Source organism: Stenotrophomonas sp. STEN056 (assembly GCF_056759635.1).
Window position 1 is genome coordinate 1 of the sequence record NZ_JBRRDL010000004.1, and the last position, 12,659, is coordinate 12,659.

Consider the following 12,659-nt stretch of genomic DNA (forward strand, 5'->3'; position numbering starts at 1 on the left):
AGTTTGGAGTGCGGCGCCCCAACTCCTACACGTGCTTGTGCGCACCGCGGCATAACGGGCTGCCGCACTCCGCTCTCACCTGCAAACCTACTCCGGTGGCAGACACAAGCGACTTCAGTCGCGAAGCCGATGAAGCTCGCACACCAAGTCTGCAAACGCATGCACCCCGACCACGGCAAAGCCGTGAGCTTCGCGGCTTAAGCCGCTCCTACGGGCGCATCAACGAAAGAACTGGCTCGGCGTCAGCCCGAAGCGGCGCTTGAACATGGTGGTGAATGCACTGGGGCTTTCGTAGCCCAGCGCCAATGCCACGTCGATGACTTTTTCACCGACGGCCAGGCGTTCCAGGGCACGCAGCAGGCGCGCCTGCTGCCGCCACTGGCCGAAGGTCATGCCCAGTTCGCGTGCGCACAGGCGCTGGATGGTTTTCACGTCCACCTTCATCCGTTCGGCCCAATCCTGCAGTGTGGAGGCGTCTTCCGGGCGGCGTTCAAACTGCCGTGCAATGGTGCGCAGGCGGGTGTCGCTGGGCTCGGGAAGATGCAGCGGCAACACCGGCAGGGTCTGCATTTCATCCAGGATCAGGCGCATCAGCCGGCCATCGCGTGAATCTTCGCGATAGGGCGGCTCTACCGTGACCGCAGCGCGGATCAATGCGGCCAACAAAGGCGTGATCGATACGGCCGACGGGCCCGCCGGTGGCTGGATCATCGCCGCAGGTGCGATGTATAGGCTGCGCATCTGCACCACGCCAATGCAGTGCACCTGGTGGCCGGTACCGGCCGGCATCCAGATGGCGCGGGTGCTGGGCACGACCCAGCGGCCCATGCCGGCACGGACCACCAGCACGCCCGATTCGGCGTACACCAGTTGGTGGCGGTCGGGATGGTGATGCAAGGGGATGAGCGTGTCCGCGTCGTAATCGCGGGCTTTGCAGTAGACGGGGGTTTCCGGGCCGGCCGGTAGCGGGCGGCGCTTGCCGATGCGTAGTGGCGTGTCCTTTTTGAGAGGGTGCATGACCATATCGCGCAAGAAGGGCGTTGCGGGCGACTCTACCATGCGTCCGGTCTCCCTCTCCCCTGTGGTTCTGACATGTCATCTACGGCTCCACCGATTGCCGCACCCACGAGCGCTTCGCGTCGTCCGGTTGCGGTGGGCGTGCTTGCGGCAATCAGCAGTTCGCACTTGGTCAACGACATGATGCAGTCGCTGATTCTGGCCCTGTATCCCATCTTCAAGTTGCAGTTCCATCTGAGCTTCACCCAGGTGGGCTTGATCACGCTGACCTACCAGCTCACGGCCTCGTTGTTCCAGCCGTTGATCGGCCTGCGCACCGACAAACGTCCGGCGCCTTATTCCTTGCCGATAGGCATGACCTCGACACTGTGCGGCCTGCTGCTGCTGGCCTACGCGCCCAACTTCAGCGCAGTGCTGGTGGCGGCGATGCTGGTGGGCATCGGCTCGGCCATATTCCACCCGGAATCCTCGCGCATCGCGCGGCTTGCCTCCGGCGGACGGCATGGCCTGTCGCAATCGGTGTTCCAGCTGGGCGGCAATGCCGGCACGGCCATTGGCCCGTTGCTGGCGGCGGCGGTGATTGCGCCCAACGGCCAGCGCAGCGTGGCGTGGTTCAGTGGCGCGGCGCTGATCGGCATCGGCCTGCTGATGTATGTGAGCCGTTGGTACCAGCAGCACCTGGTGATCAGCGCGGCCAAGCCGAAAGTGGTGACGGCGAATACCGAACCCCTGTTGCCGCCGCGCACGGTGGCCTGGGTGATCGCGATCCTGCTGGTGTTGATCTTCAGCAAGTACTTCTACATCGCCGGCCTGAGCAGCTTCTACACGTTCTACCTGATGCAGAAGTTCAGCGTCAGCGTGCAGAGTGCGCAGCTGCACCTGTTTGGCTTCCTGGCAGCCTCGGCCGCAGGCACCTTGCTCGGCGGCCCGCTGGGTGACCGCATCGGCCGCAAGCCGGTGATCTGGGCATCGATTCTGGGCGTGGCACCGTTCGCCTTGGTCCTGCCGTACGCCAACCTGGAATGGACCACGGTGCTGACGCTGATCATTGGCTTTGTCCTGTCCTCGGCGTTCTCGGCCATCCTGGTGTACGCACAGGAGCTGATGCCGCACCGCATTGGCGCGGTATCAGGCATGTTCTTCGGTTTCGCGTTCGGCATGGGCGGCCTGGGCGCCGCCGTGTTGGGCGTACTGGCCGACCACACCAGCATTCTGTGGGTCTACAAGGTGATCTCGTTCCTGCCGTTGCTGGGCTTTGTGGCAGCGTTCCTGCCCAACCGCCGCGCACATTGACCTGGCGGTATGCATGCATGACGAAGCCCGGCACTGCCGGGCTTCGTCGTTCAGCGCATGTGGTTTGTGCCGGTGTTGTACCAGCCGCGTGAGCGGTTGACGATGGCCACCACCGACAACATCACCGGCACCTCGATCAACACGCCGACGACGGTGGCCAACGCCGCACCGGAATGCACGCCGAACAGGCTGATCGCTGCGGCCACCGCCAGCTCAAAGAAATTGCTGGCACCAATCAGGGCCGAAGGCCCGGCCACGCAATGGGCCACGCCCAGTCGTCGGTTGAGCCAATAGGCCAGCCCGGCATTGAAATACACCTGCAGCAGGATCGGCACGGCGAGGATGGCAATGACCAGCGGCTGCTGGATGATCTGTTGGCCTTGAAAGCCGAACAGCAACAGCAGCGTCAGCAGCAGCGCGGCCAGCGATATCGGCCCCAGCCGATCAAGCACCCGCTGCAATCGTGCAGGGCCGCCATGCGCCAGCAGCCAGCGGCGCAGCAACGCCGCCAGGGCGATTGGAATCAGGATGTACAGCGTTACCGACAACATCAGTGTTGCCCACGGCACGCTGATGGCGGAGACGCCGAGCAACAACGCCACCAATGGCGCAAACGCCAGCACCATGATTGCGTCATTGAGCGCCACCTGGCTCAGGGTGAAGTTGGCATCGCCCCGGCACAGGTTGCTCCACACAAACACCATGGCGGTGCAGGGCGCGGCAGCCAGCAGGATCAGGCCGGCCATGTAGGCGTCGATCTGTGCGGTGGGCAGCCACGGCGCAAATACATGGCGAAGGAACAGCCAGCCCAGCAGCGCCATCGAGAACGGTTTGACGGCCCAGTTGATGAAGAGCGTGACGCCGATGCCACGCCAATGCTGGCCTACCTGGCGCATTGCACCGAAGTCGACCTTCAGCAGCATCGGGATGATCATCAGCCAGACCAGCACCGCCACCGGCAGGTTCACCCGTGCCACTTCCATGCTGCCCAGGCGGGCGAACAGGGCAGGAAAGAGGTGCCCCAACGCTGTGCCGACGACGATGCACAATGCGACCCACAGCGTCAGGTAACGCTCGAACCCGCTCATGCGTGGTAGCGCCTCATTCATGGCTGGCGGATTCGTGTTGCGCTTGGAGCAGGCCGATGCGGTCCAGTGCGTTTTTCAGCTGGGCTGGGTTGGCCCAGGTTTCGGTTGGCAGCGCCAGCAACGACAGCAAGCGTGCCTTGATGGTGCGATGCGCCCGCGCGAATGCCTGCTGCCTGTCTGCATCACTGCCTTCTACTGCCGCCGGATCGGACAAGCCCCAATGGGCGCGCACAAAGTTGCCGAATACCACCGGGCAGGTTTCGGCTGCAGCGGAATCGCAGACAGTGATGAGCAGATCCATGCGTGGCGCATCAGCGGTGGTGAATTCGTCCCAGGATTTGCTGCGCAGGCCTGCGTTGCTGATGCCATCGGCTGCCAGCTGGGCGAGCGCGAACGGATTGACCGCGCCGGTGGGCTGACTGCCCGCACTGAAGGCTGCGAAGCGCTCGCCACCCCAGGCACGCAGGGTGGCTTCGGCCAGGACGCTGCGCGCGCTGTTGCCGGTGCATAGGAAAAGAACATTGGTCGTCATGGAACTCTCGATTCCGGGCGGAAAATGTGGGAGGCGGCTTGCCAGTGCGGCAGCTTCGTTGCGGCTTGCTCAGCCGCAGTCGCTGGGCCCGGGCGCATCACACGACGCCCCTGCGCAACAGTTGTGCGTCAGGTAGGCCAGCAGCGCGTTCATTACGGAGTAGTCGGCGCGGTAGCAGACGTTGCGTCCCACGTTTTCGCTCCGCACCAGGCCGGCATGCACCAGTTCCTTCAGGTGGAACGACAGCGTGGCGTTGGGAACCGACAGGGCCTGGGCGATGTCGCCGGCCATGCGCCCGGGCGGGCCAGCTTCCACCAGCAGGCGGAAGGCGGCCAGGCGGGTGGCATGGCCGAGTGCGTTCAGGGCGGAGATGGCTTGGTTCGTTTCCATATTTCTAGAATAATCGAATGGATATGACGGAGCAATCCGACCTTGCCGATCTGCCTGCACTTGATCTCCGCCCGTGGCCGGCACAGTCGAAGCCGTGGACCGCTGATTGCCGGCGATGTGTGCCTTGATTTCGATGGGTACAGTTGAGTTGATTGCCGATTATTGCGTGAAGTTGAGTTTGGTGTTCGCATTATCTGCACTAAATTGCATTATGTTGCGTGTTTGTGCATTATCTCGGCACGATCCACAGGGTGGAGCCCGCCCCGCGTGGCCCCTGCCACAAGCCCGTTAAGCCCCATGCCAGGTCCATCAATGAGCAGCACCGAATCAGACGCGCTTCCGCAGGAGCGCCAGCAGCGCATCCTCGACCAGCTCCAGGCCACGGGCCGTGTGGTTGCCAATGATCTGGCCATTGCGTTCGGTGTCTCCGAGGACTCCATCCGCCGCGATCTGCGTGATCTCGCAAGCCGGGGCCTGTGCCGGCGTGTCTATGGCGGCGCGCTGCTGCCGACGCCGCAGTTCGATGCGCTGCCCGCGCGCATTCAGCGCAATGACGACGGCCGCAGTGCGTTGGCCGCGTATGCGGTATCGCTGATCCAGCCGGGGCAGGTGATCCTGCTGGACGCCGGTTCAACCAACGTTGTGATTGCGCGGCTGTTGCGCGGCAAAAAGGTGACCGTGGTGACCAACGCGCCCGCCGTTGCCGACGCGCTGGCCGGTGAACCGGCGACGGACGTGCTGATGATCGGCGGCAGGGTCGATCCGCAAAGCGGGGGCGCCATCGGCGCCATCGCGCTGCAGCAGCTGATGCAGGTGCAGGCCGATGTGTGCATTCCCGGCGCGTGCGCGGTGGATCCTGAAACCGGCGTGTGGGGCATCAATGCCGAAGAGTGCGCGTTCAAGCAGGCGATGATCCGCGTGAGTGGCATGACGCTCATCGTTGCCACGCAGGAAAAGATCGGCGCACGTGCAAATTTCCGCATTGCGGACATCGATCAGGTGGATCACCTGGTGATCGCCGACAGCATTTCGGCGGAACTGCGCGAACGGTTCGCTGCCGATTCCCTGCGCGTGCACACGGTCGCCATCGGTAGCGTTTGAACGCGTCCCCGCCTGATGCCGGCTGCTGCGCGGCCGCATCCTTTCGCAGCTCCACGCCATGACCCAATCAACCACTTCTCAACGCCATCAACAGGCGGCCACGCGCGCTGCATTCTTCATTCCCGGCTTTGCCATTTCCTGTTGGGCGCCGCTGGTGCCCTTCGCCAAGCAGCGTGCCGGCCTGGATGAAGCGATGCTCGGCGTGGTGCTGCTGTGTCTTGGCCTGGGCTCGCTGTTGGCGATGCCGATTGCCGGCATGCTGGCGGCGCGGCACGGGTGCCGCCCGGTAATGCTGGTGACCGTGGCGATGATGCTCATCACTTTGCCGCTGTTGGCACTGGCGCCGACGCCGCTGACGATTGGCCTGGTGTTGCTGGTATTTGGCGCGGCCATCGGTGCGATGGATTGCGTGATGAACATCCAGGCCGTGGTTGTCGAGCGCGAATCCGGGCGGCCGATGATGTCCGGCTTCCACGCCTTCTACAGCATTGGTGCACTCACTGGCGCGGTGCTGGTGACGTTGCTGTTGTCGGCCGGTGCGAGCGAGCAGCTGGCAACGTGGGTCGTCGCTTCCGGCGCGGCACTGGTCACGGCGCTGTCGCTGCGGCATTGGCGCACGGAGCGTGCCGCACAGGGCGAGGCGGCATTTGCGCTGCCGCGTGGCGTGGTGATCCTGATCGGCCTTGTGTGCTTTGTCACCTTTCTTGCGGAAGGCTCGATGCTGGACTGGAGTGCGGTGTTTCTGCACGAGGTGCGCGCGGTCGCACTGGCGCAGGCCGGCTGGGGCTTTGTCGCTTTCAACGTGGCGATGATGGTCACGCGCTTGCTGGGTGATCGGCTGGTCAGCCGCTTGGGTGCATCGCGTGCGGTGTTGTTGGGCGGCATGCTTGCCAGTGCGGGCTTCGCGCTGGCGACGCTGGTGCCGGGCTTTTCCATTGCACTGTTTGGCTATGCACTGGTTGGCGTGGGCTGCGCCAATATCGTGCCGGTGATGTTCACCCTGGCCGGGCGGCAAACGCGGATGCCCGAAAGCATCGCGATCCCGGCCGTCACCACGATGGGATACGCCGGCGTGCTGCTTGGGCCGGCATTGATTGGTTTCATTGCCCAGCGCTGGTCGCTTTCCGGTGCCTTCCTGTCGGCCGCCGCCGCCCTGGCGTGCGTCGCGGTGGCCGGTTCGCTGCTGCGGGTGCGGTGATGCGGGGAGCTGGCGCCGGAACGGCCCGCCGGCGCCCCGCCTTCATGCCGCGTACTTCCTGGCCCCGCCGACGCAGAGCACCGCGCCGAGCGTCACTGCCAGCATCGTCCAGCTCACCGTTTCATGGAGCAGCGCAGCGGCCAGGGCCAGGCCCATGAACGGCTGGAACAACTGGAGCTGCCCGACCGCGGCGATGCCGCCCTGCGCCAGCCCGCGGTACCAGAAGACGAAGCCGATCAGCATGCTGAAGAGCGAGACGTAGGCAAGACCGGCCCATGCCGGGACGCCGACATGGCCGAAGGAGGCCGGCAGCGCCCACAGGGTGAGCGGCAGCATCACCGGAAGTGCCAGTACCAGTGCCCAGCTGATGACCTGCCAGCCGCCGAGCCTGCGCGACAGGCGCGCTCCTTCCGCATAGCCCAGGCCGCACACCACGATGGCGGCGAGCATGAGGGCGTCGCCCTTGGCCGACGCCTGCAGGCCGCCCAGGGCGGCATAGCCGGCGACGAAGGCGCTGCCGAGGACCGAGAACAGCCAGAACGCGGGCCTGGGACGCTCGCCGCCACGCAGCACCGCGAAGATGGCCGTGCACAGCGGCAGCAGGCCGAGGAACACGGTCGAATGGGCGGAGGTGACGTGCTGCAGCGCCAGCGCGGTGAGCAACGGGAAACCGACCACGCAGCCCAGCGCGGTGATGGCCAGGGACGGCAGGTCCGCCGGCCTGGGCCGGGGCTGCCGGAGCAGGACCAGCAGGGCCAGTCCCAGCAGGGCGGCGATGGTTGCCCGTGCGCCGGTCAGGAACGTCGGATCGAAGTCGGCCACGGCCATCCGGGTCGCGGGCAGTGAGCCGGCGAAGATGGCGACGCCGATGAATCCGTTGATCCAGCCACTCGTTGTTTCCTTCATCGCCCACTCCTCTGTCATCGGCAGGCAGGAGACCATCCAGGCGACGGGCGAGCCAGAGACAATGCAGTACGATTCGACAAAACTGTAATGCTGTATTTTCCAGTACGGTCAGGGGCGGATGATGAGGCGCAGTGGCACACGGATCGATGCGGTGATGGCGGAAGTCCGGGCGGGAATCGCCTCCCGCCGCTATCCGCCGGGGATGCGCCTGCCCTCGGTGCGCATGCAGGCGCGGGCGATGCGTCTGTCGGTGTCGACCGTGGTGGAGGCCTACGAGCGGTTGGCCGCCGAAGGCGTCATCCTGGCCCGGCCGGGCTCGGGGTTCTATGTCACCGCGCCGTCCGCCCCGCTGGCGCTTACCGGGATCGGGCCGCGGCGGGACCGGGAGGTCGATCCGTTGTGGGTCTCGCGGCAGGCGCTGGAGACGGCCCCCGGCGCGCTCAAGCCCGGGTGTGGCTGGCTTCCGGCCTCGTGGATGTACGAAGCGGGCATGCGCCGTGCACTGCGCGCGCTGGCGCGTGCCGAACCGCTGGTATTGGCCGAATACGCCACACCGCTGGGCCATGCGGGGCTGCGTGGCTTTCTCTCGCGCCGGCTGGCGGCCATCGGGGTGGAGGCGCCGCCCGAACAGATCATGCTCGCCGAATCGGGGACGCAGGCGATCGACCTGGTCTGCCGTTTCCTGCTGGAGCCGGGCGACACCGTGCTGGTGGACGATCCGTGCTACTTCAACTTCCATGCCTTGCTCAAGGCGCACCGCGTCCGCGTCGTCGGCGTGCCCTACACGGCGAGCGGCCCGGACGTGGAGCAGTTCGGCGCCGCCGTGCAGGCGCATTCGCCGCGGCTCTACATCACCAATTCCGGCATCCACAACCCGACCGGAGCGGTGTTGTCGCCCGTGGTGGCGCACCGCATCCTGAAGCTCGCCGACAGCGCGGGGATGACGATTGTCGAGGACGACATCTATGCGGATTTCGAGATCACGCCAGCGCCGCGGCTGGCGGCCTTCGATGGCCTCTCGCGGGTGGTCCATACCGGCAGTTTCTCCAAGACGGTATCGGCCGCGCTGCGCTGCGGCTACATCGCGATGCCAGCGCACTGGGTTGAAGGCCTGACCGACCTGAAGATCGCCGTCGCCTTCGGTGGCGGGCGTCTGGCCGCCGATGCGGTGCTGATGGCGTTGACCGATCCGGGCTATCGCCGGCACATGGAAACAGTGCGCCGGCGGTTGTCGGAGGAAATGCGGAAAACCCTGGGCCGGCTCGCGGCGCTGGGCATCGCGCCATGGCATATACCGCAGGCGGGCATGTTCCTTTGGTGCCGGCTGCCCGAGGGCATGGATGCGGCCACCATCGCGCGTGCCTGCTTGGAGGATGGCGTGGTGCTGGCGCCGGGCAACGCCTTCAGCCAATCGCTGAGCGCCGGCGATTTCCTGCGGTTCAACGTGGCGCAGTCCGGCGATGACCGCATCTTTGAAGTGCTGGCGCGGGCCCTGGCCGGACATCGACGCTGAGCGCGGTGCCCGCGGGCCGATGCGGGATCAATGGTGGCCGCGTGACCTTCGGCCGATCCGCGCCTGCCCGGGATCTTCTACGCTTTAGGAGCGCGCCGCGCTCGTTTGTGCGGCCTTTCCCTGTATGGCTGGAGGTTTTCATGTCGTTTTCCAAGCTCGCCCCGTTGTCCCTGACGGTTGCCATCGCCGCCTCGCTGGCCGCCTGCGGCAAGACCGAGGCACCTGCTGCCGCTGCTGCCAAGCCGGCGTTTGATCAGTCGCAGATCAAGACGCAGTTGATCTCGCTCAACGCGGCCGATCTGGATCCGTCCATCTCCGCCTGTACCGACCTCAATGGCTTCGTCAACAGCAAGTGGCTTGCCGCCAACCCGGTGCCGGGCGATGAAGTGACGTGGGGCAGTTTCGAGATCCTGCGCGAGCGCTCGCTGGAAGTGCAGCACGCACTGGTGCAGCAGGCTGCCGCCGCCAAGGCCGAGGCCGGTTCGGTGGAAGCCAAGATCGGTGACATCTGGAAGACCGGCTCGGACGAGGCCGCCATTGAAGCGGCCGGCATCACCCCGCTGCAGCCGGAACTGGACAAGATCGCCGCGCTGAACGACACCGCCGCCATCGGTGGCTACCTGCGTGACAGCTATGCGCAGGGCAATGGTTTCCTGTTCGGCCTGTACGCCAGCCCGGACTTCAAGGATTCGGCCAACGTCATCGCCTACGTCGGCCAGGGCGGTTTGGGCCTGCCGGAAAAGGGCTATTACTTCGACGAATCGCAGGCCAAGATCCGCGAGGGCTATGTGGCCTACATCGAGCAGCTGCTGACCCTGTCCGGCGTGGATGCCGCGCAGGCCAAGGAGCAGGCCAAGGCGGTGATGGATTTCGAGACCCGCCTGGCCAAGGCCTCGCTGTCGCGCATCGAACTGCGTGACCCGGCCAAGCGCTACAACCCGGTCAGCGCCGCCGACGCCGACAAGCAGACCCCGAACTTCAGCTGGACCGCGCTGTTCGACACCCTGCAGATTCCGGCCAAGGATAAGTTCTCGCTGGCGCAGCCGGGCTTCTTTGGCGAAGTGGACAAGATGCTGGCCGACGTGCCGGCCGCGACCTGGCAGGCCTACCTGCGTTTCCACACCGTGGACAATGCCGCGCCGTACCTGAGCAAGAACTTCGAGCAGGCCAGCTTCGACTTCTTCAACAAGACCCTGCGCGGCCAGAAGGAAATGCAGCCGCGCTGGAAGCGTGTGCTGGACTCGGTGAACGGCTCGATGGGCGAAGCACTGGGCCAGCTGTATGTGGACGCGGTGTTCCCGGCCGAATCCAAGGTGGAAATGGAGCACCTGGTGCAGAACCTGTCCGTTGCACTGAAGGCACGCCTGGAATCGCTGCCGTGGATGGGCGATGACACCAAGAAGAAGGCACTGGAAAAGTGGGCCAGCTTCACCCCGAAGATCGGCTACCCGGACAAGTGGCGTGACTGGTCGGGCCTGACCACCAATGGCGACAGCTACCTGGGCAACATGCAGGCCGCGCGCGCGTTCAACTACCGCTACATGCTGGGCAAGATCGGCAAGCCGGTGGACAAGACCGAATGGGGCATGACTCCGCAGACGGTGAACGCGTACTACAACGCGACCAAGAACGAGATCGTGTTCCCGGCCGCCATCCTGCAGCCGCCGTTCTTCGACGCCAAGGCCGACCCGGCGCTGAACTACGGCGGCATCGGCGCGGTGATCGGCCACGAAATGATGCACGGCTATGACGACTCGGGCAGCCAGTTCGCCGCCAATGGCAACTTCGACAACTGGTGGACCGATGCCGATCGCAGCGCGTTCAACAGCCGCACCGACCAGCTCGTTGCGCAGTTCGATGGCTATGAATCGCTGCCGGGCGTGAACGTCAAGGGCAAGCTGACCCTGGGCGAGAACATCGGCGACCTGGGCGGTTTGACCGTGGCTTACGACGCGCTGCAGATGGCGCTGAAGGAAGACGAGAAGGTCAACGTGCCGGTGGATGGCTACACCCAGGACCAGCGTTTCTTCATGAACTGGGCCACCGTGTGGCGCCGCAACTTCACCGAAGGCGAGCTGCGCGTGCGTCTGAACACCGACCCGCACGCACCGGCCAACTTCCGTGCCAACGGCGCGCCGTCGAACATGCCGTCGTACGCGGCTGCGTTCCAGTGCAAGGCCGGCGATGCGATGGTGCGTGCCGACGACAAGCGCGTCGTGATCTGGTGATTGCGGCGTTTGTTTGAAGATGTGATGTGAGAAGGCCCGGCATTGCCGGGCCTTCTTTTATCTGGGTGTTTGGGCGAAGCGGGAAGGGCGGCCCTCACTCCAGCCCCTCTGCCGTGAACGGAAAAAGGGGCCTTAAAAACGCTGTTTTCAGGCGGACTGCGCGTGTCATTTCCATGCTCACAGATGCGCCAGCGGTGTCCTTGTCGCCGAGGAAATGACCAAGGGCAAATTACCGGGGCAGATGTTCCAGCACATACTCGGCCGAGGACACCTCGAACTTGCCGGGCTCTTCCACGAAGCAGCCACGCACGATGCCGTCTTCGACATACAGCGCGAAACGGCGCGAGCGCGTGCCCATGCCGGAGCTGCTGGCATCCATCTCCAGGCCCAGGGCGCGGGTGAAATCACCGTTGCCGTCGGACAGCATCTGCAGCCCGTCGGGGACCGATTGGCTCTTGCCCCAGGCCTGCATCACGAACGGATCGTTGACCGCCATGCAGAACACTTCGATGCCCCGGTTGAGGAAGTCGTTGAAGTGCTCGACATAGCCGGGCAGGTGGCGCGCCGAGCAGGTCGGGGTGAACGCGCCGGGGACGGCAAACAACACCGCCTTGCGGCTGTCGAACAGGGCGGCGGTGTCGATGGTCTCCAAGCCTTCGCGCAGACGTTTGAGCGTGACTTCCGGAACACGATCGCCAACTTGGATGGACATTGCGGACTCCTAATGTGAATTGAAGTTTAGTGAGGCAGGGGAAGCGCAGCGTCAACGGCTTGAAAAGGCCGCCTTCACACAGCACTTCGTGTGCATGGAATGGCAGCACCATTGTGGTCTGCCCGCCGCCTTTTAGCAGGAGGAATGATGAGCATCGTACGTTACCGCCAGTGGCCGACGCAGTCCGAGATCCGCCACTTGCTTGCCCCGTTGCTGGAAACCCCCGCCACCGCAGGCCAGGGCTGGATGCCAGCGGTGGATATCCGCGAGGAGGCCTCGCAGTTCGTGCTGTTGGCCGACCTGCCCGGCGTGGAGCCGTCTGCCATCGAGGTGCAGATGGACAAGGGTGTGCTGTCGATCAAGGGCGAACGCCCGGCAGCGGTGGCTTCGGCAGAAGGGCTGTTTTCGCGCAGTGAGCGCGGCCACGGCAGTTTCAACCGCCGTTTCACCCTGCCCGACAGCGCCGATGCGGAGGGCGTGGTTGCCCGCAGCCACAACGGCGTGCTGGAAATCCGCATCCCCAAGCGCAGCGAGGCCGCGCCCCGGCGTATCCAGGTGGAATCGGCCGCCGCTGCCTGAGCGGTGTGAGCATCTTTCCACCAGCTTGACCGCCGTGGCCCGCTAGAATGGCGCCACGGCGGTTGCCGGTTGCATGACGGCCCGTTGCCGAAAGGTGGCGGG

At 65.1% G+C, this 12,659-nt stretch carries 12 protein-coding genes; 6 read left to right on the forward strand and 6 right to left on the reverse strand.

What is annotated here, in order from left to right; all coding sequences use genetic code 11:
- Window positions 1-219: 219 nt before the first annotated feature.
- Complete coding sequence (locus ACVOLO_RS03250; protein WP_481568846.1) at window positions 220-1,017, reverse strand: AraC family transcriptional regulator; 798 nt, start codon at window positions 1,015-1,017, stop codon at window positions 220-222.
- 75 nt (window positions 1,018-1,092) lie between these two features.
- Here ACVOLO_RS03250 and ACVOLO_RS03255 point away from each other — a divergent pair, with 75 nt between their 5' ends.
- Window positions 1,093-2,310 carry an MFS transporter gene (locus ACVOLO_RS03255; protein ID WP_481568847.1) on the forward strand — a complete coding sequence of 406 codons (1,218 nt, stop codon included), beginning with the start codon at window positions 1,093-1,095 and terminating at the stop codon, window positions 2,308-2,310.
- A 50-nt stretch (window positions 2,311-2,360) separates the two neighbouring features.
- On the opposite strand, the gene arsB is transcribed toward ACVOLO_RS03255, so the two are convergent.
- The 3 genes from arsB to ACVOLO_RS03270 all read right to left on the reverse strand — a co-directional run bounded on the left by arsB (window position 2,361) and on the right by ACVOLO_RS03270 (window position 4,320).
- Window positions 2,361-3,398, reverse strand: a complete 1,038-nt coding sequence (gene arsB, locus ACVOLO_RS03260; RefSeq protein ID WP_481569027.1) for an ACR3 family arsenite efflux transporter — start codon at window positions 3,396-3,398, stop codon at window positions 2,361-2,363.
- A gap of 13 nt (window positions 3,399-3,411) precedes the next feature.
- A complete protein-coding gene (locus ACVOLO_RS03265) occupies window positions 3,412-3,930 on the reverse strand; it encodes an arsenate reductase ArsC (protein WP_481568848.1) in 519 nt (172 codons plus the stop codon).
- Between the two features lie 69 nt (window positions 3,931-3,999).
- The gene (locus tag ACVOLO_RS03270; protein ID WP_481568849.1) at window positions 4,000-4,320 is read right to left on the reverse strand and encodes an ArsR/SmtB family transcription factor; all 321 of its coding nucleotides are present in this window, start codon (window positions 4,318-4,320) and stop codon (window positions 4,000-4,002) included.
- 312 nt (window positions 4,321-4,632) lie between these two features.
- Between ACVOLO_RS03270 and ACVOLO_RS03275 the strand changes: the two genes are divergently transcribed.
- Together ACVOLO_RS03275 and ACVOLO_RS03280 are read left to right on the forward strand one after the other, a co-directional pair.
- Window positions 4,633-5,421 carry a DeoR/GlpR family DNA-binding transcription regulator gene (locus ACVOLO_RS03275; protein ID WP_481568850.1) on the forward strand — a complete coding sequence of 263 codons (789 nt, stop codon included), beginning with the start codon at window positions 4,633-4,635 and terminating at the stop codon, window positions 5,419-5,421.
- Between the two features lie 58 nt (window positions 5,422-5,479).
- Entirely contained in the window at window positions 5,480-6,619 is a 1,140-nt protein-coding gene (locus ACVOLO_RS03280) for an MFS transporter (protein WP_481568851.1), read from the forward strand.
- Between the two features lie 42 nt (window positions 6,620-6,661).
- Here the strand turns inward: ACVOLO_RS03280 and ACVOLO_RS03285 are convergent, their stop codons facing one another.
- Window positions 6,662-7,525, reverse strand: a complete 864-nt coding sequence (locus tag ACVOLO_RS03285) for a DMT family transporter (protein ID WP_481568852.1) — start codon at window positions 7,523-7,525, stop codon at window positions 6,662-6,664.
- A gap of 121 nt (window positions 7,526-7,646) precedes the next feature.
- Here ACVOLO_RS03285 and ACVOLO_RS03290 point away from each other — a divergent pair, with 121 nt between their 5' ends.
- On the forward strand, window positions 7,647-9,038 hold the full coding sequence (locus ACVOLO_RS03290) for an aminotransferase-like domain-containing protein (RefSeq protein WP_481568853.1): 1,392 nt from the start codon (window positions 7,647-7,649) through the stop codon (window positions 9,036-9,038).
- A gap of 140 nt (window positions 9,039-9,178) precedes the next feature.
- Complete coding sequence (locus tag ACVOLO_RS03295) at window positions 9,179-11,266, forward strand: M13 family metallopeptidase (protein WP_481568854.1); 2,088 nt, start codon at window positions 9,179-9,181, stop codon at window positions 11,264-11,266.
- Between the two features lie 229 nt (window positions 11,267-11,495).
- On the opposite strand, the gene ACVOLO_RS03300 is transcribed toward ACVOLO_RS03295, so the two are convergent.
- Window positions 11,496-11,978 (reverse strand): redoxin family protein, encoded by a 483-nt coding sequence (locus ACVOLO_RS03300; protein WP_481568855.1) that lies wholly within the window; start codon window positions 11,976-11,978, stop codon window positions 11,496-11,498.
- Window positions 11,979-12,125: 147 nt separating this feature from the next.
- On the opposite strand from ACVOLO_RS03300, the gene ACVOLO_RS03305 reads away from it, so the two are divergent.
- Complete coding sequence (locus tag ACVOLO_RS03305; protein ID WP_481568856.1) at window positions 12,126-12,557, forward strand: Hsp20/alpha crystallin family protein; 432 nt, start codon at window positions 12,126-12,128, stop codon at window positions 12,555-12,557.
- Window positions 12,558-12,659: the final 102 nt, after the last annotated feature.

Bases quoted from the DNA above. Each gene is read 5' to 3' on its own strand.
- ACVOLO_RS03285 (WP_481568852.1), bottom strand. From the start codon at position 7,525: ATGAAGGAAACAACGAGTGGCTGGATCAACGGATTCATCGGCGTCGCC.
- ACVOLO_RS03270 (WP_481568849.1), bottom strand. From the start codon at position 4,320: ATGGAAACGAACCAAGCCATCTCCGCCCTGAACGCACTCGGCCATGCC.
- ACVOLO_RS03305 (WP_481568856.1), top strand. From the start codon at position 12,126: ATGAGCATCGTACGTTACCGCCAGTGGCCGACGCAGTCCGAGATCCGC.
- ACVOLO_RS03290 (WP_481568853.1), top strand. From the start codon at position 7,647: ATGAGGCGCAGTGGCACACGGATCGATGCGGTGATGGCGGAAGTCCGG.
- ACVOLO_RS03265 (WP_481568848.1), bottom strand. From the start codon at position 3,930: ATGACGACCAATGTTCTTTTCCTATGCACCGGCAACAGCGCGCGCAGC.
- ACVOLO_RS03280 (WP_481568851.1), top strand. From the start codon at position 5,480: ATGACCCAATCAACCACTTCTCAACGCCATCAACAGGCGGCCACGCGC.
- ACVOLO_RS03275 (WP_481568850.1), top strand. From the start codon at position 4,633: ATGAGCAGCACCGAATCAGACGCGCTTCCGCAGGAGCGCCAGCAGCGC.
- ACVOLO_RS03250 (WP_481568846.1), bottom strand. From the start codon at position 1,017: ATGCACCCTCTCAAAAAGGACACGCCACTACGCATCGGCAAGCGCCGC.
- ACVOLO_RS03255 (WP_481568847.1), top strand. From the start codon at position 1,093: ATGTCATCTACGGCTCCACCGATTGCCGCACCCACGAGCGCTTCGCGT.
- ACVOLO_RS03300 (WP_481568855.1), bottom strand. From the start codon at position 11,978: ATGTCCATCCAAGTTGGCGATCGTGTTCCGGAAGTCACGCTCAAACGT.
- arsB (WP_481569027.1), bottom strand. From the start codon at position 3,398: ATGAGCGGGTTCGAGCGTTACCTGACGCTGTGGGTCGCATTGTGCATC.
- ACVOLO_RS03295 (WP_481568854.1), top strand. From the start codon at position 9,179: ATGTCGTTTTCCAAGCTCGCCCCGTTGTCCCTGACGGTTGCCATCGCC.